The sequence below is a fragment of the Nonomuraea basaltis genome (genome assembly GCF_005893125.1).
GTDB classification, from domain to species: domain Bacteria; phylum Actinomycetota; class Actinomycetes; order Streptosporangiales; family Streptosporangiaceae; genus Nonomuraea; species Nonomuraea basaltis.
Genome location: NZ_VCJS01000129.1, coordinates 1 through 23,761 on the forward strand (window position 1 = coordinate 1; position 23,761 = coordinate 23,761).

The window sequence follows — 23,761 nt, forward strand, 5'->3', positions numbered from 1 at the left end:
AGATGTCTTAGGGTCTCGTGGGCTCGGAGATGGGTATAAGAGACAGGTTGGGGGTGGGTCAGGTGTCGGTGTCGGGGTAGCCGAAGACGTCGTCGAGCGGCACGTTGAACACCCGGGCGATCTGGAAGGCCACCTCCAGCGACGGCGAGCCTTCGCCATGGCCAGGCGGAGCGGGACGATCGCCGCGACGCTCATGACATACCTCCGTCATGACCACGCTGCTGTTCGCCGCGACCGGAGTGTGGCTCCTGCGCCGGCGCAGCCGGGCCGGGTCGGGTGGAGCCGACCCGGCCACAGCGGCGCTTTCGCGGTCAGGGTTACGCGGCAGCGACGGCGGCGGGACGGTCGCGCTGCGGGGCCTTGACGCCCTTCATGAGCAGCCAGAGGATCATCGATACCTCCGCGATGGCGGCCGGGGTGGCGACAAAGGGGCTCAGCGCCGCGCCCAGGTCGGGGGCGGTGAACCGGGCGAACGTGTCGACGAGGTAGCCGAAGCAGCCAACCATGAGCAGTACGCCGATCACGCGCGGGATCATGCCCGACCGGTAGACGAGGTAGCCCATCGGCAGCAGCCACAGGCCGAAGAAGATCTGCGTCATCAGGTACCCGTGGTGGTGCAGGTCGAGCATGAGCAGCACCAGTGCGTCGGATCCCTGGGCGCCGAAGGCGCTCGTGTAGGCGGCGTCGCTCACGTGCAGCGCCTGGAACTGGTGAGTCAGGTTGAGGGCCATCATGGCGGCAGCGACCGCCAGGAAGGCCACCATCGCCCGGGCGGCGTTGGCGTGCACGTGTTTGAGCAGCAGGTACAGGGCCATGGCCGTCAACAACCCGGTCACGGTAGTGACGAGGTCGGCCACGACGCTGGCCCGAACGAGGTCGGCATGGGTCGCGACGTTCTTCGCGGTCGTGGCGGCGTCGCCGGCCTTATACACCGTGACGCGCACGATCTCGGCGAAGGCGCCGCCGATGCCGACGATGAGGTAGAGCAGTCCCGCGATACGGGCGAGGCGTTGAGGGGCGTGCACGGCTTCCTCCTTGATTTCGGGCGTGACGGGCCAGGCCCGCGAGGCGATCTCCTCGCGCGCCGGGTGCGGTTGTGGGTGGTTAGTCCTCGGAGCCGGGGTACTGGAAGACGTCGTCGAGCGGCACGTTGAAGACGCGGGCTATCTGGAAGGCCATCTCCAGCGACGGCGAGTAGCGGCCCTGCTCGATGGCGATGATGGTCTGCCGGGTTACCCCGACGCGGTCGGCCAGCTGCGCCTGCGTCATCTCGCCGTTCGCGAACCGCAGGGCTCGGATCGAGTTCGTGACCTTCGTGGGTTTGACCATGGCTAGAAGCCCCGGCGGTACAAGACGATCTTCGCGATCGACGAGGCGAGCGTGGCCAGGACGAACGCCAGGTACAGCGCGTTGGCGATCCAGAAGTGGGCGGCCTCCGCCATGGCCAGGGCGAGCGGGACGATCGCGGCGATGCTCATGACGTAGAACCCGACGTAGTCGCCCAGCCGGTGGATCTGCCGGTCGCGCTCGTCGGTCCGGCCGGCCTCCCTCGGCGAGGCGATGGCGGCTGCGATGCTGGCGACGATGCCCAGGCCGATCCCGGCACCGATGGCAATGAGCATCGGCCGCACATAGGCGATCCGCGCGACGTCCGCGCCCGGCACCTTCGACAGGACGGTGACGAAGTAGACCGCGGCGACGCCGACGCCGACCACGACGTAGATCCACGAACGTTTCTCTTCGGAGGACATGTCCCACTCCCATGTACAAAAACTTTGACATTCTCAAGGTAAAACAGCGCTGACATGATGTCTAGAATTTTTTACCATGATGTTCCGGCCGCACGCCCCAAACAAGCTGAACCGAGGCGGCGATGGCCGAGTTGCGGTACACGCCCAACGCCCTGGCCCGCGGGCTTCGCAGCCGTGGGAGCAAGATCATCGCCCTGGTGTTCCCCAGCCGGGGTCGGGGGATCGATATCAGCAGCCTCGGGTACCTCCTCGGCGCCTCCGACCATGCCCAGTCGATGGACTACCGCCTGCTGCTGTGGACCACGGAGACCGATTCCCTCGCTGCACTGCCGCCTCAGGTGTCGGTTTCATTTCTCACTCTTGACACTGTGAGGCTGACGGTGGTTTGGTCCTGATACGTATCAGAGGAAAGAAGCACACATGCGAGGCAAGCCGAGTCAGCGGGACATCGCCCGGGTTGCCGGGATCTCCCAGGCCACGGTGTCCGTCGTGCTCAACGGCAAGGCGGACGAGTACGGCATAGCAGCGGCCACCCAGGACAAGGTCCGTGAGGCCATGCGGCAGTTGAACTACGTGCCGGACGTGGCGGGCCGGTCTCTGCGCGGCGGGCGCAACGGCCTGATCGGCGTGCACACCTACGAGCGGGTCTTCCCGGTGCGCGCCGACGATTATTACCACGAGTTCCTGGTGGGGATCGAGGAGAAGGCGGTCGAGATGGGGCAGGACCTCGTGCTGTTCGCCTCGACCCAGCGCGAAGACGGCACCCGCAGCATCTACGGCGCCGGGTCCAACCGGCTACGGCTCGCCGACGGGGCGATCATCCTGGGTCTCGAGCGCAAGGACGAGGAGCTGAGCCGGCTCGCGGCGGAGGGTTTCCCGTTCGTCTTCATAGGGCGGCGTGACATCCCCGGTGCGCAGGTGCCGTACGTGGCGGCGGACTACGCAGGGGCGATCTCCGGCGTGGTGGCGGAGCTGTCGTCGTGCGGCCACGAGCGGGTGGGTTATCTGGGCGGTGTGCTGCGGCGCGGCCCGCAGGAGGAGCGCAGGGAGGCGTTCGGCCGGTTCGCCGGACGCGCGAGGATGCGGGTGGAGCTGGAGGCGCTGCTGGCGCCCGAGGCGGTGACCGGCGCGTGGCTGCGCGAGGTGCTGGGCGCCGGGGTGACCGCTCTGGTCGTGGAGAGCTTCGAGCTGGCGGGCGCCGTCGCCATCACGGCCGCGCAGCAAGGCGTCCGGATCCCCGGGGACCTGTCGGCGGTCTGCCTCGACCTGCCGCCGGCGGCGGGCCCGGCCGCCGGCTGGAGTCATATCGCGGTGCCCCGGCGGGAGATGGGCGCGCGGGCGGTCGAGTTGCTGCTCGGCCTGCTCGACGGCCGGGTGCCGACGGATCGGCACGAGATCGTGCCCTGCGCGCCGCTGACTCCGGGCACTGTCGGCCTTACTAGTTGAACCACCACCAAAGCTGCGGCGAGCGCGGCGACGCATCGATCTAATACGAATTAGGAGCGGACATGGCAGACAGATACCGTCGTTGGGCGGCCGGAGCCGGTTTCGTGCTTCTCACCGGCTGCGGACTGGGCGGCGGCGCGCAGGACGCGGGCACACCTGCGGACAACGCCATCGCCGTATGGTTCCCCGGCACGAACCAGACCGAGATCGACCTGGTCACCAAGACCATCGCGCCGAGATTCGAGAAGGAGACCGGCGCCAAGGTCAGCGTGACCTTCCTCGACTGGGGGGACCTGTCGACCAAGCTCAACGCCGCCTTCGCCGCCGGTACGGCACCCGACGTCTTCGGCCACGGCCCGGCCGCGGTCGCCGACTTCGTCTCCAACGACCGGCTCGAGCCACTGACCCCCTATGTGGCCAAGCTCAGCGCGCAGGACCGCGACGATCTGGCGAACGCCCTACCCGGAGGCCAGGTGAGCGGCACCCAATACCTGATGCCGCTGTCCATGCAGGGCAACCTCATCGCCTACCGGGCCGGCGACTTCACCGCGGCGGGGCTCGACCCCGCCAAGCCGCCCGCCACCTGGGAGGACGTCAAGGAGGCGGCGAAGAAGCTGACCAAGCGTGACGGCGACAAGATCACACATGCCGGGCTGCTGCTCCCCAGTCACCCGATCGGGCGCCAGCAGACTTTCGCGAGCCTGCTCGGCTCAGCGGGCGGCGAGCAGCTCAGCGCCGACGGCAAGACCGTCGCGTTCGACTCGCCCGCCGGGGTCAAGGCACTCGACTACTTCGTCTCCGTCTACCAGGGGCCCGACGCCGTGGCGAACCAGCTCGGCGTCAACTACCAGGACATGCCGACCGCGCAGCAACCGCTGGTCACGGGGGACGCCTCGATGGCGGTGCTGGCGCCGCAGACCGTCCAGCAGATGATCAAGGCCAACCCGGACCTCGACGTACGGGTCATGCCGGTGCCCAAGTTCGAGGGCGCGTCGGAAGGCGTCGCCGTCGGCGGGGCGGGCCCTGGACTGATGATCAACAAGGACAGCCGGCAGAAGGAGCTGGCCTGGAAGTTCATCTCCTACATGATCTCTTCAACGACCAGCCTGGAGTACACGCAGGGCATCGGAGGGATCCCGGCCCGCGTCTCGGCAGCCGACAGCGCCTACGTCAAGGGCAGCCCGGTCATCCAGGCCTACGTCGCGCAGGCCGCCCACTTCCGTCCCAACCCGAACGTCCCAGGCTGGACGCAGATCCGCGACACCATGGCCAAGCATCTGGAGCGGGCGCTCAACAAGAAGGCCGGCTCCGCGCAGGCGCTCCAAGAGGCCGCGGCCGAAGTCAAGAAGATCCGCAACGGCTGATGGCCACGCTCACCGAGGCCCCGCCACGCAGCGCGAGACCCCACCGCGCACCGGTCCCGCGACGGTCGTCGCGGCGCTGGGCCGGGCTGCTGTTCGTGCTGCCGGCCGCGCTGTATCTGATCGTCTTTCAACTCGTCCCGGTCCTGTACGGGCTGGTCCTGAGCTTCACCCGCTACAGCCCGCTGAGCCGGTCGGGGCCGCAGCCCGTGGGGGCGGACAACTACGCCAGGTTGCTGGACGACCCGGAGTTCGGCCAGGCCCTGCTGGTCACCGGGAAGTACGTGGCGTTGGTCCTGCCGTGCACGGTGGTCATCGCGCTCGGGCTGGCCCTGCTGGCCAAGCAGTCCTTCCGCGGTGTCGGGCTGTTCCGCTCCGCCCTGTACGTTCCGCACATCGTCTCGCTCACCGCGGTCAGCATGGTGTGGCTGTGGATGTACTCCCAGCACGGCCTCTTCAACGAGATCCTCGCCGGCCTCGGCCTGTCCGAGCAGAGCTGGCTGCTGGAGGAGGGCTCGGCGCTGAACGCCGCCGCCGCCATGCGGATCTGGAAGGCGCTCGGTGCCAACATGGTCCTCTTGCTGGCCGGGCTTCAGGCGATTCCGAGCGTGCTCTACGAAGCCGCCCGTGTGGACGGAGCCGGCGGCTGGCATGCCTTCCGCCACGTCACGCTGCCCGGGCTGCGGCCGATGCTCACCTACGTGATCGCCATGGACATCGTCTTCCTGGCCCAGGGCTTCGCCGAGATCTACGTCCTGACCAGGGGCGGGCCGCTCGGCAGCACCACGACGGTGAACTACCTGATCTACACCGAGGCGTTCCAGTACAACCGGTTCGGCAGCGCGTCGGCGATGGCGTTCGTCCTGTTCGCCTTCATCATCGCCTTCTCGTTCCTGGCTATCCGCGGCGTCGGGAGGCGCTCGTGAACAGGCTCACCCTGACGATCGCGTCCGTCCTGGTGCTCATGCCGTTCCTGTGGATGATCAGCCTGGCGTTCACTCCGGAGCAGGACACCTTCGGCTCGATCGGGCTGATCCCGGCCCGGCCCACCGGGGAGAACTTCGCCACCGCCGTCGTCGACGCCCAGCTCGGCCGGGCGATGCTCAACTCCGCTCTCGTCACGGTGGTGGCCATGGTGACCAACTGCCTGGCCGCCGTCGCGGCGGGTTACGCCTTCGCGCTGCTGCCGTTCCGGGGCGCCAACGCCCTGTTCTACACCCTGGTCTCCACCGCGGCGATCCCCGTCTCGGTGACCCTGATCCCGCTGTTTCTGATGACCAAGAGCATGCCCCTGATGGGCGGGAACGACCTCACGGGCACGGGCGGCACCGGGCTGCTCGACACCCTGGGCGGCGTCGTGCTGCCGTACCTCGTGCTGCCGATGAACATCTTCCTGGCCAGGCAGTACTTCAGCACCGCCGACCCCCACCTGGCCGAGGCGGCGAGGATGGACGGCGCGGGGGAGTGGCGGGTCTTCTGGCGCATCTACTTCCCGCTGGCGCGCCCGCTGGTGGCGGTCATCGCGATCTTCTCCTTCACCGCGGTCTGGGACGACTTCCTCTGGCCGCTCGTGGTGACCTCCTCCCAGGAGACCCAGACCGTCCAGCTCGCCCTGGCGCGGTTCCTGTCCACGGGCAACGTCCAGTACGGCCCGCTGATGGCCGGGGCCGTGCTGGTCACGCTGCCGGTCATCGCGGTCTTCCTGATCAACCAGCGCAGCTTCATCTCCGGACTCACCGACGGCAGCGTCAAGGGCTGACACCGTACCCGAAAGGTTGTTATATGCCGGAACTCGTCACCGACCTCGTCGTCATCGGGGGTGGTCTAGGCGGCACGGCCGCCGCGTTGACCGCCGCCCGGCTGGGACAGCGCGTGATTCTGGTCGAGCGGTCCGACTGGCTCGGCGGGCAGCTCACCGCCCAAGCGGTGCCCCCGGACGAGCACCAGTGGATCGAGACGCCGCTGACCTCGCCCGGCTATCAGGAGTTGCGCCGCCGGATCCGCGACCACTACCGGCGCAACTACCCGCTGACCGACCAGGCCCGCGAGTGGGAGACCCTGAACCCGGGGTTCGGCAACGTCTCGCGGCTTTGCCACGAGCCGCGCGTGGCGGCGCTGGTCATCCAGGAGATGCTCTCCCCGCTGGTCGCCTCGGGCGCGCTGACCGTGCTGTCGCCGTACGAGGCGGTCGCCGCCGACCGCGACGGTGAGCTGATCAGCGCGGTCCGCGTGCGCGGCCTGCGCTCGGGCCAGGAGATCACACTGCGCGCGCCGCTGGTCGTGGACGCCACCGAGCTGGGGGAGCTGCTGGAGCTCGCGCGCGTCCCGTACGTCATCGGCGCGGAGAGCAGCCACGAATTCGGCGAGCTGCACGCACCGGCCGTCGCCGACCCGCTCGACCAGCAGGCCGTCAGCTGGTGTTGTGCCCTGGAATACCGTCCCGGGGAGGAGCACACCATCGACCGGCCCGCGGGGTACGCGCACTGGCGCGACACCGTCGACCCGCGCTGGCCCGGTCCCCAGCTCTCCTGGGACGACGTGGTGCCCGACCTGCTGACCCGCCGCACCCGCCCGCTGTTCGCCGGAGCGGACATCGAGGCGGCCGGAGCCGACGACCTGTGGCACTACCGGCGGATCCTGGCCCGCCGCAACCTGGAGCCTGGCTTCCCCGGCGGCGAGATCACCCTGGTCAACTGGCCGCAGATCGACTACTGGGAGCTCCCGCTCCTCGGAGTCGACGACGACACCCGCACGCGTGCCTTCCAGGGCGCGCGCGAGCTGACCCTGTCGCTGGTGCACTGGATGCAGACCGAGGCGCCACGCCCGGACGGCGGCCACGGCTATCCCGGGCTGAGGCTGCGCGGCGACGTCACCGGCACGGAGGACGGCCTGGCCAAGGAGGTCTACGTCCGCGAGTCACGCCGGATCAAGGCACTGTTCACGGTCACCGAAGCGCACCTCGGGCGCGAGATGCGCGGAGCGGAGGCGGGGGCCGAAGTGTTCGACGACAGCGTCGGCATCGGCTACTACCGGATCGACCTGCACCCGAGCACCTCGGGCCGGACATACGTCGACATCGACTGCTTCCCGTTCCAGATCCCCCTCGGAGCGCTCCTGCCCCAAGGCACCGCCAACCTGCTGGCCGCCTGCAAGAACATCGGCACCACGCACATCACCAACGGCGCCTACCGCCTGCACCCGGTGGAATGGTCGATCGGCGAGGCGGCCGGAGCCCTGTCGGCGTTCTGCGCGCAGTCGCGCACCTCGCCGCAGGCAGTTCACGGGACCGCGCGGCTCCTGGCCGACTTCCAGCGGCTGCTGACCGACCGGCTCGGCATCAGCCTGGCCTGGCCCGAGGAGATCCGGGCCCCGCAGGCCCGCCACGACTCCATCCCCAAGGAGGTGACCGCACATGCGGGCTGATTACCGGCCACTGACCGGCGACTGGACACTGACCTCGGACTGCGAGCAGATGGCGGGGCGGAGCGTCCCGGCCACCGTACCGGGGGTGGTGCACACCGACCTGCTTGACGCGGGGCTCATACCGGACCCCTACCTGGACGACAACGAGTCCGCGCTCCAGTGGATCGGCCGCGCCGAGTGGCGCTACGCCACCACCTTCGCGTGGACCCCCGGCGGGCACCGGCGGCACGAGCTCGTCTGCGACGGCCTGGACACCGTGGCCACCATCGAGCTCAACGGGGCCGTCGTCGGCCGGACCGCCAACCAGCACCGCTCCTACTCCTTCGACGTGACCGCCCTGCTCCGCCCGGGCGCCAACGATCTCGTCATCACCTTCGCCTCCGCTCTGGACTACGCCGAGGAACGGGCCGCGCTGGAGCCGCGCCCGCACGTCAACCACCACCCCTACAACGCCGTGCGCAAGATGGCCTGCAACTTCGGCTGGGACTGGGGGCCGGACCTCGTCACCGCCGGGATCTGGCGGCCCATCGGCCTCCGCTCGTACTCCGGCACCCGGATCGCCGCCGTCCGGCCCCTGGTCACCGAGGCCGCATCCGAACGCGCGACCGTCGTCTTCGAGGCGGACCTGATCCCCGGCGCGGCCGCCGCGACCGTCACGGCGAGGGTCGGCACCACGGAGGTGAGCACGCAGGTCCCCGCGGGAGCGGAACGAGTGAGCGTGCCGGTCACGGTGGAATCGCCGCGGCTGTGGTGGCCGCGCGGTCATGGCGACCAGCCGCTGTACGAGGCGGAGGTCGTGGTCCAGGAACCGGGCGGGGTGCTGGACACCTGGACCGGTCGCATCGGCCTGCGAACCGTTTCCGTGGACACCACCGGCGGGGCGTTCGTCGTGCGGATCAACGGCCAGGACGTCTTCGTCCGCGGCGCGAACTGGATACCCGACGACGCGTTCCCCACCCGCGTGGACCGCGGCCGGTACGCCGCCCGGCTCGCCGACGCCACGGGCGCCGGGATCAACCTGCTGCGGGTGTGGGGCGGGGGCATCTACGAGAGCGCCGACTTCTACGGCCTCTGCGACGAGCTGGGCGTCCTCGTCTGGCAGGACTTCCTGTTCGCCTGCGCCGCCTACGCGGAGGAGCAGCTGTGGGAGGAGGTCGAGCAGGAGGCCAGGCAGGCCGTCACCCGGCTGTCGCGGCACCCCAGCCTCATCCTGTGGAACGGCGCGAACGAGAACCTGTGGGGCCACGAGGACTGGGGCTGGAAGGAGCGGCTCAACGGTCGGAGCTGGGGCGCGGGCTTCTACTACGAGCTGCTGCCCGGCATCGTCGCCGAGCTCGATCCGACCAGGCCCTACATCCCCGGCAGCCCGTACTCGCCGTCCCGGGCCGACCACCCGAACGACCCCTCTACCGGGCTCGTCCACATCTGGGACGTCTGGAACGACAAGGACTACCGCGCCTACGCGGACTACACGCCGCGGTTCGTGGCCGAGTTCGGCTTCCAGGGCCCGCCCACCTGGTCGACGATGACGGCCGCCGGCGCCGTCCACCAGAAAGCCGAGGACGGCGACGGCAAGTTGCGGCGGGGGTTGAAGGGCCACTTCCCCGACCCCGCCGACGACGTCGCCTGGCACTGGGCCACCCAGCTGAACCAGGCCCGCGCGATCTCCTTCGGCGTCGAACGTTTCCGCGCCCTTGCCCCGCACTGCCGCGGCACGATCGTGTGGCAGCTCAACGACTGCTGGCCGGTGGTCTCATGGGCCGCGGTCGACGGGTACGGCCGGCGCAAGCCCCTGTGGTACGCGCTGCGCCGCGCCTACGCCGACCGGCTCGTCACCGTCCAGCCGCAGGGCCTCGTCGTGATCAACGACACGGTCGGCCCCTGGCACGCCCGGCTGCGCGTGCGCCGCCTGCACCTCGACGGGACTGAACTGGCCGGCCAGGCGGTGGACGTCCTGGTGGCTCCGCTCGCGAGTGTGACCGTGCCCATCCCAGAGGCCGCCGGGGATCTCATCGCCGTGGACGGCGATGGCGTCCGCGTCCGGCACTTCCTCGCCGAGGACCTCGACCTGGCCCTGCCCGCCCCCGCGTTCACGGGCACGCTGACCCGGGTCGCCGGCGGCCACGAGGTCGGCATCGAGGCCCAGACGCTGCTGAAGGACCTGACCCTGCACGCCGACAGGCTCGATCCGGACGCGGTCGTGGACGATCAGCTCGTCACGCTGCTGCCCGGCGAGCGCGTCCGTCTCTTCGTCGCCGGCTCCGCCGAGCTGGACCCTGACGAGGTGCTCGCCCATCCCGTTCTCACCACGGCCAACCATCTGTTCTGGAGGTAGCGTGCTCCACGTCCTGGCCTCGTTGGCAGTCCTCTCCCTGTCCCTCACCCCCGCCGACCCGGGCGACGTCCCGGCCGGCAGACTCCCGCCCGCCGGCTGGACCGACACCCAATGGCGCGATCCCGGCGGGTTCTCCATCATCGACGTCACCACGAAGGGCCTGCCCGCCGGCAACGCCGCCATCGACGCCTCCGACAGGATCCGCGACATCATCGCCACGACCTCGGGCAGGCGGGTGCTCTATTTCCCGCCGGGCGTCTACCACTTCAAGACCAGCCTGAACGTCACCGCCGACGACATCATCCTGCGCGGCGCCGGCCGTACCCGGACCCGGCTCCTGATCGACGCGCCAGGGTCGGTGAACGCCGAGCTCAAGTTCAGCGGCGGCTACAGCGGCGAGCCGGCCGCCGTGTCCGGCTCACCCGCCTCGGGCAGCCAGTCCATCACCGTCCCCGACGCCCCCGGCCTGCGGCCGGGCGACTTCGTGCAGCTCTACAAGGACGCCGGACGCCACGCCTACAGGTACCCGATCGAGACGCAGATCTTCAAGATTGTCTCCAAGAGCGGCGACACGCTGAATCTGAACATGAAGATCGGTCTTGACTACCCGGCCTCCTCGGCGCCCAAGGTCCGCGAGATCGACATGCTGGAGAACGCCGGGGTCGAGCAGCTGGCCGTCGAACGGCTGAACCAGCCCACCTTGGAGAACGTCAACAACCTGACGTTCTCCATGGTGAACAACGGATTCATCCGGGACACCGAGTCGGTGCGCTCCGGCCGCTCGCACGTCAACATCTACTGGAGCAAGGACATCTCGATCGATCGCAACTATGTGCACGGCGCCTTCGTCAACCAGAACGGCTACGCCTACGGCATCAGCTTGAACTGGGGCTCCACCCGGGTGCGCGTCAGCGACAACAAGCTGTGGGACCTGCGGCATCACATCGTGCTCCAGCTCGGCGCCAACCACAACGTGATCAGCTACAACTCCCTGGAGAACCCCTTCAACGGCTACAACGACCTGGCCCTGCACGGAACCTTCGCGTACATGAACCTCTTCGAGGGCAACCGCTTCTACGAGGGGTACGCCGACAACTCCAAACTCGGCCAAGGCGAGCTGGAGGCGACCGGACCGGGCAACACCTGGTTCCGCAACTACGCCAACCACCAGGTCGGCAGCATCAACGGCCAGACGGCCCGGCAGAACCTGATCGGCAACAAACTCGGGCTGATCCGGCTGTCCGGCACCGACCACTACCACGGCGCCAACCTGGAGGGCACCACGCTGAAGTGGGGGGCGCTCAGCGAGAGCTCCCGTATCCCGCCCTCGCTCTACACGGGGACGCGGCCGGCCTTCCTCGGTGGCACGCCGTGGCCGGTGTACGGGCCGGGCGTCGCCGATTGGGGAGCCGCCAGCAAGCTCCCAGCGGCGACTCGGGCCAGACCCTGAAAGCCCGGGGAAACGCCGGGGAAACACCGTGCCGTGTTTGGGCGGAAACCAAGCACGCCTGAAGGGCAGTTCTGACCGTGGGGAGGATCGGGACGACCCGCTACGCCGTCTTCGCCGGGTTGGCTTGGACCCCTGCGGCTGAGGGTTCCGGTTATCGAAGGAAGAAATCGAGAAGAGCCTCGGCACGCTTGCCGAAGGGGGCATACAGGAGGCGGGTGGCGTTCCAGCGACCTTGCACGAGGATGCCCTTGGGGTGGCTGAGCGTTCGGAAGCCCTCGATCCCGTGGTATTTGCCCATCCCGCTCGCGCCGACGCCGCCGAAGGGAAGGTCGTCCTGCGCGACGTGCATGATGGTGACGTTGCCGGAGGTCGTGCGGTCGAGGACTTTGCGCTGGTCTGGGTCGTCGTTGCCGAAGTAGTAGAGCGCGAGTGGTCGTGGTCGTGCGTTGACGTAGTTGATGGCGTCGTCGATGTCGCGGTAAGGGAAGATCGGGAGGATGGGGCCGAAGATCTCCTCGCGGGCGATGCGCATGTCGTCGGTGACGCCGAGCACGACGGTCGGTGCGAGGGTGTGCGGGCGGCGGGTCGCTTCGTCGGGCCGGTGCCCGACCTCGATGGTCCGTGCCCCGTGGGTACGGGCGTTTGCCGAAGACGATGTCGGACACGGTCTGGTCCCGTACGTGTCCCTTGGCGACGATGGTCGGAGATTTGCCGCCTAGTTCCAGCGTGACGGGGACGAGGTTCTCGCTCGCCGCCTTCATCACGGCTCGTCCGACTTCAGTGCTGCCGGTGAAGACGAGATGATCGAAAGGCAAGGAGGAGAACGCGGAACCGTCGCCGCTGACGATCGTGACCTGCTCTGGCGGGAAGACCTCGCTCAGCATCGACGCGAGCACGGCGTTCGTCGCCGGGGTCAACTTCGACGGTTTGAGCATGACGCGGTTACCGGCGGCGATCGCGGTGACGACGGGCATCAGCGACAGGTTGACGGGATAGTTCCACGGCGAAATGACCCCGACCACTCCGAGCGGCTGGTATTCGACGCGGTTGGTGCCGAAACGCAGCGGCAGGGCGATGTGGCGGCGGGTCGGGCGCATGAATCGCCGGAGATTGCGCTGCAGGTAGTCGATGCCCTGAACGACGCCCACGATCTCCATCATCGCGGTCTCGTGTCGCGAGCGATGTCCGAAGTCGGTGTTGATCGCCTCCTCGATGGCGCTGCGCCGGGCGATCAGCGCAGCCTTGAGGTTGTGCAGATCGCTGCGCCGCGCCGCCAATGAGGGCGCTCCGTCGCGGAGATAGGCGGCGCGCTGAACTTCGAGGATGTGACTGAAGCGCTCCGCGTCTGTGGGCTGTGAGGTGACTTCTGTGATGGTCATGATGTTGTTCCTTTGCTGTTGGTGAGGGCGACGGGGAACTGCGTGCGCTGACGGCGGGCCATCCTGCCCATGAGCCGGACGATCAGGCGGCGCGGCAGGAACTTGCTGGCAAGGGCGAGCGGGCGGCCGTTGGTGATCACCGACGGTGGCGCGGATCGGCGGTCGAGCGTGTCGAGGGCGATCGTCACGACGTCCTCGGGGGCTGCCCGCTTCGTGCCGTAGTCGGCGGACTGGCTGCCGGCGACGTCGAAGAACTCGGTCCGTGTGGCGCCGGGGCACACGGCGAGGACGCGTAGGCCGGTGCCGCGGGTCTCCTCCCACAGCGCTTCGGTGAAGCTGAGGACGAAGGCCTTGGTGGCGCCGTAGACACTCAGGTACGGGGTCGGCTGGAAGCCCAGCAGGCTCGCGACGTTGATCAGGATGCCGGTGCCGGCGGAGGTCAGCGGGTCGATGTAGGCGCGGCTGAGGTCGACCAGCGCACTGACGTTCAGCGCGATCATGCTTTGCAGGCGCTCCGGATCCTCGTCCGTGAACGCGTCGTGGGTGCCGAAGCCCGCGTTGTTGACCAGTCCGGTGGCGTAGATGCCGCGGGACTCGAGTTCGGCGCGTAGCGTGCGGCCGGCGTCGGGCAGGCCGAGGTCGCGGGCGACGACGGTCACCGTGACGCCGTGTGCGCGGGTGAGTTCGGCGGCCAGGCTCTGAAGCCGGTCCGCCCGGCGGGCGACAAGCACGAGGTGGGCGCCGCGGCGGGCCAGCTGACGGGCGAATTCGGCGCCCAGGCCGGAGCTGGCGCCGGTGACGATGACGGTCTGGTGGCGGTAATCAATCTTGGTCATGCCATACACTCTATGCACAGCCTTGCACCGCGTGCAAGTTGCTACATCGTGTGATCCTCCGTACCATCGGTGCATGGCTATGAAACCGACACCTCTTCGGGAGCAGACCCGCTCGGTGGTCCGCTCGCTGCTGGCTCGGACCGCTATCGAGCTGTTCGCCGCCAAGGGGTACGACAACACGACGCTGGAGGAGGTCGCCGCCGCGGCGGGTGTCTCTCGGCGGACCCTGTTCAACTACTTCCGCAACAAGGAAGACCTCGCGCTCAGCGGCCTGTCCGAGCAGGGTGAATCGATCGCCGGGCGGCTCGCCGAGCGCCCGGCCGAGGAGGACGCCTGGACGTCACTGCGCGCGGCGTTCCAGGTGCTCGAGGAGATCGACACCACGCCCGAGCGCCGGCTCGAGATGATCACGCTCTTGTTCGGCAACGAGTCCCTGCGCGCCGGGCACGCCGAGAAGCAGGCTCGCTGGCAAGACCTGTTCGCACCGCTGATCGAGCCGCGACTGCCCGACTCCGACCGCCGCACCCTGCAGGCGCGCGCGATCGCGGCCGCGGCGATCACGTGCATGCAGGCGGCGAACGAGGAGTGGGTGCGCCTGGGCGGACAGGTCGACCTGTTCGACCTCTACGACGCGGCCGTGCAGGCCATCCGCCGCCCCACCTGAAGCCGGCCGCATCCAGCTCCACCACGTGACGAAACCATCCGAACCATGACGAGGACCTCACGGCTTTCAGCGACCCTAACGATCTTATGAGACCGGTCGATTACCCGACTGCCCTGATCGTGGCGGGGTCTCGTCAGCCGACCGTGACGGCGAGGGGCAGCGGACGATCGCGTTGGGCGCCAGGGTCAGGAACCACATCTGCTCGGTCTGCTGCTCGTGGTGACGGCGCCGGGGCCCACTGTGCAGCCGGACGGTGACGGTTCATCGGGTGCCGGTGCCGGTCAGCGTGTCGGCGAGCGTCTTCATGACCATGCGGCTCAGCGCAGCCGGGCTCTGATCGCCGACCTGCTCGGCAAGGGGGCCGTCGCGCCAGAGCACCGCCAGGCCGTGCACGGTCGCCCAGCCGAGGGTGACCAGGTGCTGGAGGTCGTGGCGGGTGGTCCAGCCCTCACGCTGGGCCTGCACGATCAGCGCCGTCATGGTGTCCCGGGTGGCCTGCGCGGCGACCCGCAGCGCGGGGTCGCTGCGGGTGTGCAGCTCCGGCCGCCACATCACCTCGAATAGCCCTGGCCGGAGCCGCGCGAAGTCGATGTAGATCATCCCCAGTTCCTGGATCCGCGCGGCTGCGGGCGCGGCATCCAAGTCGGCCAGGGCCGCGCTCATCCGTGCCGCCCTCCTGCGCCGCTACGGCCCGCTGCGGTGGTTCCGCGACTTCCTCCTGCGCCGCCAGCGCGTCACACCGACCTTCCTGGAGATCACCGCTGAGACCTCCTGACCGACTGCTCGGGCTTCAATGACGACGGTCGGCGCGACCGTGACACAACCATGACACGGCGCTGACGAGGCGGGGATACGGTCGGCCGACAGTGGATGCGGTTGACCGGCGCCTGTTCCCCAGCGGTGGGTCCGGCTGTCTCCGTCCCACTGAGGAAGGCTGATCGATCGTGACTGAACGCGTGCGCGTGGCTGTGCTGGCGGGTGGGCCGTCCGCGGAGCATGAGGTGTCGCTGCAGTCGGCGCAGGCTGTGCTCGATGCTCTGCCGAGGGATCTGTACGAGCCCGTCGCCGTCATCATCGACCGGCAGGGTAGGTGGCCGGTGGAGCTGCGACGCGATCTGGCGGATGTGGTCTTCCCTGTGCTGCACGGGCCGTTCGGCGAGGACGGCGTCGTCCAGGGTCACCTGGAGACGCTGGGCATCCCGTACGTGGGCTGCGGCGTCCTGGCCTCCGCCGTGGCCATGGACAAGGTCGCGATGCGGCGCACGTTCCTGGCGGAGGACATTCCCGTCACCCCACATGTGTGGTTCACCGAGCACGAATGGCGCACCACCAACGATTCCTGGGGCCTGGTGAAGTCGCTCGACTGGCCGATGTACGTCAAACCGGCCGGCATGGGCTCCTCCATCGGCATCTCACGTGTCACCTCCATGGAGGAACTGCGCGCGGGCGTAGATCTGGCGCTGGCCTACGACCGGGTGGTCATCGTCGAGCAGGGCGTGACCGCGCGCGAGATCATCTGCGGCGTGCTCGGCGGCTACGACGACGCGCGGGCCTCGGCGCCCGGCGAGCTCATCGTGCCCGGCGACTGGCTGGACTATGAGGCCAAGTACCTCAGCCAGGCCGAGATCGCCACCATCCCCGCCGTGCTGCCGGAACGGGTGGCCGAGGACGTGCGCGAGCTGGCCCTGCGCGCCTTCCGGGCGATCGGTGGCTACGGCCTGTCCCGTGTCGACTTCCTCTATGACGAGGACACGGCACGCCTGTACGTGCTGGAGATCAACACCATGCCCGGCTTCACCTCCCGTTCCGTCTACGCCAGGGCCTGGGCCGCAAGCGGTGTCCCGTACCCGGACCTGCTGCGCCGCCTCATCGACCTCGCGTTCGCCAGGAGCGGCTCATGATCCCCATGACGCTGAACGAGATCGCGCAGGTCGTCGGCGCAAGCCTGCACGACGTGCGCGACCCGCGGGCGCTGGTGACGGCGCCCTCGGCGGTCGACTCCCGCGAGGTGGCGCCTGGCGGCCTGTTCGCCGCGACGGTCGGCGCCCGCGTTGACGGTCACGACTACGCGGCCGGCGCCATCGTGGGCGGCGCCGTTGCCGTGCTGGCCTCCAGGCCCGTCGGCGTGCCCGCCCTCGTGGTCGAGGACGTCCAGCTCGCGATCGGCCTGCTGGCCAGGCACCTGCTCGAACACATCAGCCCGACCGTGATCGGCCTGACCGGCTCCGTGGGCAAGACCACGACCAAGGACCTGCTGGCCCAGGTGCTCGAACGGCACGCGGCGACGGTGGCCACCGACAGGTCGTTCAACAACGAGCTCGGGCTGCCGCTCACCGTGTTGCGTGCCGATGCCACCACCCGATACCTGGTGCTGGAAATGGGTGCAGGCCGGAAGGGCGACCTGACGTATCTGACCGGGATCGCACCGCCCCAGGTCGGGCTGGTGCTCAATGTCGGCACCGCACATGTGGAGCGCATGGGCGGCGGGCCGGCCGACGTGGCCGAGGCCAAAGGCGAGCTGGTCGAGGCACTTCCGGCGGACGGGTTCGCCCTGCTCAACGCCGACGACCCGTACGTCATGGGCATGGCCGGCCGCACCAAGGCCCAGGTCCTGCTGTACGGCAGGTCGTCGGAGGCGCAGGTGCGAGCCGAAGACGTGCGGATGGGCGACCGGGCGCGCACCGCGTTCGAGCTGGTGACGCCCTCCGGCCGCGCCCAGGTGGAGCTCGACCTCATAGGCGAGCACCAGGTGAGCAACGCCCTGGCCGCCGCCGCCGTCGCCACCGTACTCGGCCTGGGCATCGCCGAGATCGCCGATGGGCTGAACGCCGCCCGGCGGCGCTCCGCCGGCCGGCTGGAGATCGTCGAACGACCTGACGGCATCACCATCGTCAACGACGCCTACAACGCCAACCCCGAATCCATGCGGGCCGGGCTGCGGGCGGTGAAGGCCCTGGCCGGCACCCGGCGTACGGTCGCCGTGCTCGGCGCGATGGGGCAGCAGGCGGACGCCTCGCGCGCCCGGCACGCGGAGATGGGCCGGCTCGTCGCCGACCTCCGCTTCGACGTGCTGATCGCGGTCGGAGCAGGGGATCCGCTCGCGATGGCGTGGGCAGCGGCGTCCTCGAACCAGGGCGTGGCCGTCCATACCGTCGAGGACGTGGCCGGGGCCCTCAGCTTGGCCACCGCGCTTCTCGAACCGGGAGACGTGGTGTTCGTCAAGGCCTCCAGCGAGACCGGGCTCAGCGCCTGCGCCCGTGCGCTGGCCGGCGCCTGAGCGTTGGCGCATCGCCGAGGGGCCGAGCGGATCGGGCAAGTCCATGCTGATGCACTGCCTGGCCGGACTCGACCAGGCCAGTGGCGGCACCGCCACCGTGGCCGGCACCGACCAGCCTGCCGGCACAAGCTAGCGAAACGGAGTTCCATGCGCGCTATCGGTCTCATCGGCGGGTTGAGCTGGGAATCGACGGTGATCTACTACCAGATCATCAACCAGCGGGTACGCGAGCGACTCGGCGGCAGCCATTCCGCCAACAGTCTCATCTGGTCGGTCGACTACACGACCGTCGAGGATCTCATCTTCGCCGACCGCTGGGACGAGGTGAGTAGGTTGCTGACTGATGCGGGCAGGAAACTGGAGGATCTCGGCGCCGAGGTCCTGCTCATCTGCAGCAACACCTTCAGCCGGGTGAGCGACGACGTGGCGCGGGCCGCGAGCGTGCCCGTGCTGCACATCGCCGACGCCGTGGGCGCCGAGGTCCGCGCCAGGGGGATGCGCAAGATCGGTCTGCTGGGCACTCGCTTCACCATGGAGGAGCCCTTCTACCGGGATCGGCTGGGCGCCCACGGCTTCGACGTGGTCGTCCCGCGGCGTGAGCAGCGGGAACTGGTTCATCGCGTGATCTTCGACGAGCTGGTGCGCGGGGTGCTCCGGGAATCGTCCAGGGACGCGTACGCCCGGATAGTCGCCGATCTCGCGTCCGACGGCGCCGAAGGCGTCATCCTCGGCTGCACGGAGATCGAGCTGCTGATCAGTGAGAAGGACGCCGCCATCCCGGTGTTGCCGAGCGCCCGGCTGCACGCGGAGGCGGCGGCCGGTTTCGCGCTGGCCGACTGACACACCCTCGGTCGCGGCACAACGTGGCGGCTCAGGTGGATCGGTAGCGTCACGGTGGCCGGCCGGCCGACGTCGTCACGCCCCACGTCCATGCCACTCGTTCGCCACCGACCTCATCCGCACACCGGCACCGGCACCGGCACCGGCACCGGCACCGGCACCGACATCGTCGCTGTCGCCGAGCTGCCCGGCCACGCCTCGCTGGACTCCACCCGGATATTTGGCCGAAAGCTTCGGATGGGCCTTCTCGGTGTGGTCGGTCAAGGCAGGATCTCGACGTACCCGTCGGTTCCGTGCACGCGGATCCGCTGCCCGTCCCGGATCAGCCGGGTGGCCTGCTCCACGCCCACGACGGCCGGCAAGCCGTATTCCCGGGCGATCACTGCGCCGTGGGTCATCAGGCCGCCCACCTCCGTCACCAGGCCCGTGATCGCGACGAACAGGGGCGACCAGCTGGGGTCTGTGTAGGCCGTGACCAGGATGTCGCCCGCCTCGAGATCTGCCTCCGCCATGTCAAGGATGACGCGGGCCCTCCCCTCGATGGTCCCGGCGGAGACCGGCAAGCCGATCAGGGCACCAGCCGGCACGTCGTCGCGCTGGTACGCCCCGGCGATGGCCTCGCCATCCGACGTGAGCACCCGCGGTGGCGTGAGCGCCCAGTACGACCGGAACGCGTCCTTGCGCTGCTGGATGAGCTGGTCATCCACCTGGTTGGTGCGAACGACGTCGTGGAGCTCCTGGAACGTAAGGTAGAAGATGTCCTTCTTCTCAGGAAGCACGTCGGCCTGCACGAGGCGCTCGGCCTCCTCCAGCAAGGCCTGCTTGTAGACGAAGTAGCGGCTGACGATGCTGTACTTCGGGTACTCCCGGTACCCGATGAAGGTCCGGACCCGGTCGATCATCCGCTTGGTCTCGTCGGCTTTCTGCTCCCCGTCCGGCAGGGCCCGCAAGCGTGACAGCACGTCCTGTTCCTTCCTCCGCGCCTCCTGCCGCCCCTGCTCGAAGCGCCGCTCGGCGGCACCCGGCTCGAAGAGCTTGATGTTGTCGAGGATCACGGGCACGAGCGTGGTGGGCCGCTCGCGCCAACGCGGCCTCGTGATGTCGATCTCGCCGACGCAGCGCATGCCGTACCGGTCGAGGTAGGCCTCGATGGCGTCGCGCGCTTCGGTCCCGCCCGCGAGCTTCGGCAGCTCGTCCAGGAAGCCCTCGTCCTCGACGTCCTGCAGAAACGCCACCACCTGCGGATGTGGACGGATCACGTCCGCGACATCGAGCAGCGCCAGCCCCATCTCCGACGTGACGTTGTCGGGGGCGGACAGCGTGAGCGTGTCGGCCGCGTTCTTCTCGCCCAGCCACTCCCGCAGCTTGTCGTTGAGCCACCACGTGGCCTCCATCCCCGCCATGATCGCCTGCATGCTCAGCGGATCACCGAGGCCCCGCTTGTGCTCCTGGAAGGCCTCCAGCAGGAAGTCGAACAGCGCCGGCCCGGTCTTCGCCCGGATGTCGCGCCGCAGGGCGGCGATGGACGCCTGGCTGCGCTCGATCAGCCCGGTGACGATAGCCGGATCGGTCTCGATCGGGGCGGAAGCGCCGCCGACCGGCGGCCCGCCGGGACCCCCGTCCGGGAGCGACGGGACGAAGTCGCCGCGGTCGAGGACCGTCTCCAGCGCGTCCCTGATCAGCGGATCGGACCTCCCCGCCATCTCCAGGAGGCCGGCGCGGCTCGCGGGCGAGGCCAGGCGCCGGGTGACGTCGACGAACAGCCGCCCGCCGGCCTCGTGCATCGGCGCCATGGCCGTCAGCTGCCACACAGAAACGCCCAGCGGCTTCATGGGGTCGGTCATCATCTGCCCGTGACCGACCGAGAGGTAGACGTGATTCTCCTGGGCGCCGGTCTCGGGGATGGGGAACAGCGTGGTGATCGGCCGGCTCTGAACGATCTGGAAGCCATCATCCACCAGGCACCATTCGATGTCCTGGGGGCGGCCGAAGTGCGCTTCGATCCGCCGGCCGAGCTGCACGAGCCGCACGACCTGCGCATCCGTCAGCGCCGGCAGCTCCTGCCGCTGCGGGTCGATCGGCAGTACCTGCGTCCCGCCAGCCGGCGAAGCGTGGATGGCACGCTTCTTGGCGGCAACCGCCTTGGTGACGACCTCGCCGTCTCGCACCTTGTAGACGTCCGGGTTCACCAGGCCGGAGACCAGGGCCTCGCCGAGGCCGAAGCTGGCGTCCACGGTGGCGACCTTCCGGTTGCCCGTGACGGGGTCGGCCGTGAACACGATGCCTGCCGCATGCGGGAAGACCATCTGCTGCACGACCACGGCCATGCGGACGTTCCGGTGGTCGAAGCCGTTCCGCAGGCGGTAGGTCACGGCCCGCTCGGTGAACAGCGACGCCCAGCACCGGCCGACGTGCTGGAGGATCGCCGCCGGACCCACGACGTTCAGGTAGGTGTCCTGCTGGCCGGCGAAGGATGCCGTCGGCAGGTCCTCTGCCGTCGCGCTGGATCGCACGGCGTAGGCGGCGTGCTCGCCGAGCTGCGCGAGCGCGCGGGTGATCGCCGCCGCGAGATCGTCAGGGATGGCGATTCCTTCGATGGTCTGGCGGATCTCCGCGCTCAGCGTGCGGATCACCTCCCGGTCATCCGGGTTCAGGCGCGACAGCTGATCGAGCCGATCGTCGATCGACGGCGCTTCCGCCATGATCCGCCGGAAGGCGTACGTCGTCACGCAAAAGCCAGCCGGCACCCGGATGCCTTCGATCCGCGACAACTCCCCCAGATGCGCGCCCTTGCCGCCTACGACCGCGACCTGCATCTCGTCAACCTCTTGAAGATCCAACACGTGCGGCTCGATCATTGCGACACCTTCGAGGCAGCCGTGCTCCGTCGCACTGCACCGGCCGATCGAATCACCGGCGCCTCACGCTCTGTCGAACCTCTTGTTGGGCACGTCCCCATCTCTCGTTGCCTTCCCTCCGGCGAGTCGGCCGGCCGCTCCGCCCCGGGCGGCCCCGCACACCGCACCTGCGCCTCGAGCGCCCCCAACCACACCGCCAGTCCCACCAGCGGTTCGACGCCACCGCGTCCCCCATACATCGACAACGACACACGCACGTCGAACCCCCATTCCGCAGGTACCGGCCTCGGCCGACGATTCTGCGGCAAGATCCGGGTCTTGCCGCAAGCCCCCCGGTGCGCTATACGCTAAGAAGAGAGGCAACGAGAGGGATCCGCTGGTCTGGAATCAGATCACTGGACAGACCCGTCGGTGAGGAAGTCCCGTCGGTGAGGAAGTCGTCCAGGTGGTGAGCGAGCGCGTGCGGTGCGCGCGGCCGACTGCTCGCTGATGACCGTGCCCATGCCCGCAGCCCTTCACCCCGTCGGCCTGATCGGCCTTCTCTCGGCCGATCCGATCGGGTTGCGACGTAGGGTAATCGATCGGTAATGTTCAGTCACATCCGGGTGCCTGACCGGCGCCCGGTCCCCGCCCCCATCGGTGTCCGCACCAATGGGACAGCGTCCGGCGGGCGGTGGCCCAAGAGCCGCACTCCATCCAGGAATGCGGAGTCAGGCCCCGATAACGCGGTTCTCAGCCACGGTCCGCCCGGCTCGCCGGGCGGACGCGGCGTCGGCTTCCACCGGATCGCATCCCGGCCTCGGTCGGCATGCGACGAGGCTACACCGGTGTCCGTTTTGCTGATGTAAACGCAGAGAACCGAAGACGCTGATCCGGACGTCATCTCTGACATTCGGGTGGTTGGGGGTTGTGGTCGCGAGCAGATGGGTGGCCTTGCCCATGGGGGGAAAGATGCAGGTCATGAGCGGTCAAGCTGATGGTCCGGGGCGGCGAACGCTGCTGACGGGCGCCACGTCCCTGGCAGCGGTGTGCCTTGTCGGCTGCTCGTCGGCCGAGGTGATGAACGAGATGCACAAGGCGGCCCCCGCATCCCTCACCGGACCGTCTCCTGGTACGCCGAAGGCCGCTTACGAACGGCTGATGGAGGGCAACAAACGCTGGGTGACCAACGCACTCCAGCATCCGGATCGCGATCCCACCCGCCGGGAACTGCTGGCCGCCAACCAGCAGCCCTATGGAGCGGTGCTGTCATGCATCGATTCCCGGGTTCCACCCGAGCTTGTCTTCGACACCGGCCTGGGTGATCTGTTCGTCATGCGTAGCGGCGGGGTGGCTGTGGGGCCCATCATCACCGGCTCCGTCGAGTACGGGCCGATGACCGGTGGAACCCCGCTGATCGTCGTACTCGGTCACCAGCGGTGCGGCGCGGTCTCCGCCGCGTACAAAGCCCTGCGAGAAGGTAAGCCGTTGCCGGGCAACCTTCAGGCGATCGCGGAGGCTCTGCGTCCGGCATACGAACAGACCGTACGGGAGAGCAGCGCCGACCCCGCCGAGACGATGGCTAGAGCCCAGGTGAAGCTGACCGCGGACGCCCTGCGCGGCAATCGAGACCTCGCGCCGCTGGTGAGCAAGAGAGTCCTGGCCGTGGTCAGCGCGTACTACTCCCTAGACACAGGCCAGGTCGAGATCCTGGACGGCGCACCTGCCTGAGATTCCGTGTGGCGGCTTCAGCGGGCCAGGAGGACCAGCGTCAGCGCGACCAGGGCCGGGACGGTTTGGACAAAGAGGATCTTGCGCGACGCCGTCGCGGCACCGTACACTCCGGCGGCGGTAACGCAGGCAAAGGAAGAAGATCCTCACTTGGAAACCGACCGGATCAGGAGCGAGGGCGCCCCTTACGTCACGACCGCCGCTGCTCATATCATGATCAGCCGATCCATCGCTCGACCTTCGATGGCACCACCACGCTCTTCCAGCAGTTGGGCGCCGTCACTGATCGTGACGGAGCCTGGGTACGGCCAGCGCGGACCTCTCCGCCTTCGCTGCTCAGACCGTTCAGATCTGCATCGAGCGGCCGATGCCTCCTGGAGCGAGCCGGTGGAGGCGGGCGTCGACGACGACGTCAAGATCACCAGTTAGTA

Annotated in this window: 22 protein-coding genes and 2 pseudogenes; 14 read left to right on the forward strand and 10 right to left on the reverse strand. The window is 68.9% G+C overall.

Annotated elements, in window-relative coordinates:
- Positions 1-58 precede the first annotated feature (58 nt).
- From EJK15_RS75190 to EJK15_RS42680, 4 genes are all read right to left on the reverse strand, one after another.
- Positions 59-295 carry a helix-turn-helix transcriptional regulator gene (locus EJK15_RS75190; protein ID WP_240777572.1) on the reverse strand — a complete coding sequence of 79 codons (237 nt, stop codon included), beginning with the start codon at positions 293-295 and terminating at the stop codon, positions 59-61.
- 22 nt (positions 296-317) lie between these two features.
- On the reverse strand, positions 318-1,025 hold the full coding sequence (locus EJK15_RS42670; RefSeq protein ID WP_138716179.1) for a DUF4386 domain-containing protein: 708 nt from the start codon (positions 1,023-1,025) through the stop codon (positions 318-320).
- A gap of 79 nt (positions 1,026-1,104) precedes the next feature.
- A complete protein-coding gene (locus EJK15_RS42675; RefSeq protein ID WP_138716180.1) occupies positions 1,105-1,329 on the reverse strand; it encodes a helix-turn-helix transcriptional regulator in 225 nt (74 codons plus the stop codon).
- Between the two features lie 2 nt (positions 1,330-1,331).
- Entirely contained in the window at positions 1,332-1,751 is a 420-nt protein-coding gene (locus EJK15_RS42680; RefSeq protein ID WP_138716181.1) for a hypothetical protein, read from the reverse strand.
- A gap of 122 nt (positions 1,752-1,873) precedes the next feature.
- Between EJK15_RS42680 and EJK15_RS42685 the strand changes: the two genes are divergently transcribed.
- The 8 genes from EJK15_RS42685 (at position 1,874) to EJK15_RS42720 (ending at position 11,766) form a co-directional block, all read left to right on the forward strand.
- Complete coding sequence (locus EJK15_RS42685) at positions 1,874-2,146, forward strand: LacI family DNA-binding transcriptional regulator (RefSeq protein WP_138716182.1); 273 nt, start codon at positions 1,874-1,876, stop codon at positions 2,144-2,146.
- Positions 2,147-2,171: 25 nt separating this feature from the next.
- Entirely contained in the window at positions 2,172-3,197 is a 1,026-nt protein-coding gene (locus EJK15_RS42690) for a LacI family DNA-binding transcriptional regulator (RefSeq protein WP_138716183.1), read from the forward strand.
- Positions 3,198-3,259: 62 nt separating this feature from the next.
- Positions 3,260-4,561, forward strand: coding sequence for an ABC transporter substrate-binding protein (locus EJK15_RS42695; RefSeq protein WP_138716184.1), 1,302 nt, complete (start codon positions 3,260-3,262; stop codon positions 4,559-4,561).
- On the forward strand, positions 4,561-5,484 hold the full coding sequence (locus EJK15_RS42700; RefSeq protein WP_138716185.1) for a carbohydrate ABC transporter permease: 924 nt from the start codon (positions 4,561-4,563) through the stop codon (positions 5,482-5,484). The genes EJK15_RS42695 and EJK15_RS42700 overlap by 1 nt, the downstream gene beginning before the upstream one ends.
- The gene (locus EJK15_RS42705) at positions 5,481-6,317 is read left to right on the forward strand and encodes a carbohydrate ABC transporter permease (RefSeq protein WP_138716186.1); all 837 of its coding nucleotides are present in this window, start codon (positions 5,481-5,483) and stop codon (positions 6,315-6,317) included. The genes EJK15_RS42700 and EJK15_RS42705 overlap by 4 nt, the downstream gene beginning before the upstream one ends.
- Positions 6,318-6,340: 23 nt before the next feature.
- Positions 6,341-7,981, forward strand: coding sequence for an FAD-dependent oxidoreductase (locus tag EJK15_RS42710; RefSeq protein WP_138716187.1), 1,641 nt, complete (start codon positions 6,341-6,343; stop codon positions 7,979-7,981).
- Positions 7,971-10,316: a glycoside hydrolase family 2 protein gene (locus tag EJK15_RS42715; protein ID WP_138716188.1), complete on the forward strand. Its 2,346-nt coding sequence runs from the start codon at positions 7,971-7,973 to the stop codon at positions 10,314-10,316. The genes EJK15_RS42710 and EJK15_RS42715 overlap by 11 nt, the downstream gene beginning before the upstream one ends.
- Position 10,317: 1 nt before the next feature.
- On the forward strand, positions 10,318-11,766 hold the full coding sequence (locus tag EJK15_RS42720) for a right-handed parallel beta-helix repeat-containing protein (protein WP_138716189.1): 1,449 nt from the start codon (positions 10,318-10,320) through the stop codon (positions 11,764-11,766).
- Positions 11,767-11,917: 151 nt separating this feature from the next.
- On the opposite strand, the gene EJK15_RS73275 is transcribed toward EJK15_RS42720, so the two are convergent.
- The 3 genes and pseudogenes from EJK15_RS73275 to EJK15_RS42730 all read right to left on the reverse strand — a co-directional run bounded on the left by EJK15_RS73275 (position 11,918) and on the right by EJK15_RS42730 (position 13,981).
- Positions 11,918-12,382, reverse strand: a complete 465-nt coding sequence (locus tag EJK15_RS73275) for an aldehyde dehydrogenase family protein (protein WP_206061445.1) — start codon at positions 12,380-12,382, stop codon at positions 11,918-11,920.
- Positions 12,383-12,470: 88 nt separating this feature from the next.
- A pseudogene (locus EJK15_RS77880) lies at positions 12,471-13,145 on the reverse strand (aldehyde dehydrogenase family protein); the annotation flags it as partial.
- A complete protein-coding gene (locus EJK15_RS42730; RefSeq protein WP_138716191.1) occupies positions 13,142-13,981 on the reverse strand; it encodes an SDR family NAD(P)-dependent oxidoreductase in 840 nt (279 codons plus the stop codon). The pseudogene EJK15_RS77880 and the gene EJK15_RS42730, both read right to left, overlap by 4 nt.
- 73 nt (positions 13,982-14,054) lie before the next feature.
- Here EJK15_RS42730 and EJK15_RS42735 point away from each other — a divergent pair, with 73 nt between their 5' ends.
- Entirely contained in the window at positions 14,055-14,645 is a 591-nt protein-coding gene (locus EJK15_RS42735; RefSeq protein WP_171074859.1) for a TetR/AcrR family transcriptional regulator, read from the forward strand.
- Positions 14,646-14,906: 261 nt separating this feature from the next.
- On the opposite strand, the gene EJK15_RS42740 is transcribed toward EJK15_RS42735, so the two are convergent.
- A complete protein-coding gene (locus EJK15_RS42740) occupies positions 14,907-15,308 on the reverse strand; it encodes a TetR-like C-terminal domain-containing protein (protein ID WP_138716193.1) in 402 nt (133 codons plus the stop codon).
- Between the two features lie 281 nt (positions 15,309-15,589).
- Here EJK15_RS42740 and EJK15_RS42745 point away from each other — a divergent pair, with 281 nt between their 5' ends.
- The 4 genes and pseudogenes from EJK15_RS42745 to EJK15_RS42760 all read left to right on the forward strand — a co-directional run bounded on the left by EJK15_RS42745 (position 15,590) and on the right by EJK15_RS42760 (position 18,762).
- Positions 15,590-16,546, forward strand: a complete 957-nt coding sequence (locus tag EJK15_RS42745) for a D-alanine--D-alanine ligase family protein (protein WP_138716194.1) — start codon at positions 15,590-15,592, stop codon at positions 16,544-16,546.
- On the forward strand, positions 16,543-17,922 hold the full coding sequence (locus EJK15_RS42750; RefSeq protein ID WP_138716195.1) for a UDP-N-acetylmuramoyl-tripeptide--D-alanyl-D-alanine ligase: 1,380 nt from the start codon (positions 16,543-16,545) through the stop codon (positions 17,920-17,922). Before EJK15_RS42745 ends, EJK15_RS42750 begins: the two co-directional genes overlap by 4 nt.
- A 19-nt stretch (positions 17,923-17,941) precedes the next feature.
- A pseudogene (locus tag EJK15_RS42755) lies at positions 17,942-18,034 on the forward strand (ATP-binding cassette domain-containing protein); the annotation flags it as partial.
- Positions 18,035-18,069: 35 nt separating this feature from the next.
- Positions 18,070-18,762 (forward strand): aspartate/glutamate racemase family protein, encoded by a 693-nt coding sequence (locus tag EJK15_RS42760; protein WP_138716196.1) that lies wholly within the window; start codon positions 18,070-18,072, stop codon positions 18,760-18,762.
- Positions 18,763-19,022: 260 nt separating this feature from the next.
- Here the strand turns inward: EJK15_RS42760 and rph are convergent, their stop codons facing one another.
- The gene (gene rph, locus EJK15_RS42765) at positions 19,023-21,620 is read right to left on the reverse strand and encodes a rifamycin-inactivating phosphotransferase (RefSeq protein ID WP_138716197.1); all 2,598 of its coding nucleotides are present in this window, start codon (positions 21,618-21,620) and stop codon (positions 19,023-19,025) included.
- A 960-nt stretch (positions 21,621-22,580) separates the two neighbouring features.
- Here rph and EJK15_RS42775 point away from each other — a divergent pair.
- Positions 22,581-23,330 carry a carbonic anhydrase gene (locus EJK15_RS42775; RefSeq protein ID WP_206061444.1) on the forward strand — a complete coding sequence of 250 codons (750 nt, stop codon included), beginning with the start codon at positions 22,581-22,583 and terminating at the stop codon, positions 23,328-23,330.
- A 17-nt stretch (positions 23,331-23,347) separates the two neighbouring features.
- Here the strand turns inward: EJK15_RS42775 and EJK15_RS77885 are convergent, their stop codons facing one another.
- Entirely contained in the window at positions 23,348-23,440 is a 93-nt protein-coding gene (locus EJK15_RS77885) for a DUF1304 family protein (RefSeq protein WP_420847132.1), read from the reverse strand.
- Positions 23,441-23,761: the final 321 nt, after the last annotated feature.

Bases quoted from the DNA above. Each gene is read 5' to 3' on its own strand.
- EJK15_RS42775 (WP_206061444.1), top strand. From the start codon at position 22,581: ATGAGCGGTCAAGCTGATGGTCCGGGGCGGCGAACGCTGCTGACGGGC.
- EJK15_RS42690 (WP_138716183.1), top strand. From the start codon at position 2,172: ATGCGAGGCAAGCCGAGTCAGCGGGACATCGCCCGGGTTGCCGGGATC.
- EJK15_RS42700 (WP_138716185.1), top strand. From the start codon at position 4,561: ATGGCCACGCTCACCGAGGCCCCGCCACGCAGCGCGAGACCCCACCGC.
- EJK15_RS42695 (WP_138716184.1), top strand. From the start codon at position 3,260: ATGGCAGACAGATACCGTCGTTGGGCGGCCGGAGCCGGTTTCGTGCTT.
- EJK15_RS42710 (WP_138716187.1), top strand. From the start codon at position 6,341: ATGCCGGAACTCGTCACCGACCTCGTCGTCATCGGGGGTGGTCTAGGC.
- EJK15_RS42750 (WP_138716195.1), top strand. From the start codon at position 16,543: ATGATCCCCATGACGCTGAACGAGATCGCGCAGGTCGTCGGCGCAAGC.
- EJK15_RS42730 (WP_138716191.1), bottom strand. From the start codon at position 13,981: ATGACCAAGATTGATTACCGCCACCAGACCGTCATCGTCACCGGCGCC.
- EJK15_RS42685 (WP_138716182.1), top strand. From the start codon at position 1,874: ATGGCCGAGTTGCGGTACACGCCCAACGCCCTGGCCCGCGGGCTTCGC.
- EJK15_RS42715 (WP_138716188.1), top strand. From the start codon at position 7,971: ATGCGGGCTGATTACCGGCCACTGACCGGCGACTGGACACTGACCTCG.
- EJK15_RS42735 (WP_171074859.1), top strand. From the start codon at position 14,055: ATGGCTATGAAACCGACACCTCTTCGGGAGCAGACCCGCTCGGTGGTC.
- rph (WP_138716197.1), bottom strand. From the start codon at position 21,620: ATGATCGAGCCGCACGTGTTGGATCTTCAAGAGGTTGACGAGATGCAG.
- EJK15_RS42740 (WP_138716193.1), bottom strand. From the start codon at position 15,308: ATGAGCGCGGCCCTGGCCGACTTGGATGCCGCGCCCGCAGCCGCGCGG.
- EJK15_RS42760 (WP_138716196.1), top strand. From the start codon at position 18,070: ATGCGCGCTATCGGTCTCATCGGCGGGTTGAGCTGGGAATCGACGGTG.
- EJK15_RS42680 (WP_138716181.1), bottom strand. From the start codon at position 1,751: ATGTCCTCCGAAGAGAAACGTTCGTGGATCTACGTCGTGGTCGGCGTC.
- EJK15_RS42675 (WP_138716180.1), bottom strand. From the start codon at position 1,329: ATGGTCAAACCCACGAAGGTCACGAACTCGATCCGAGCCCTGCGGTTC.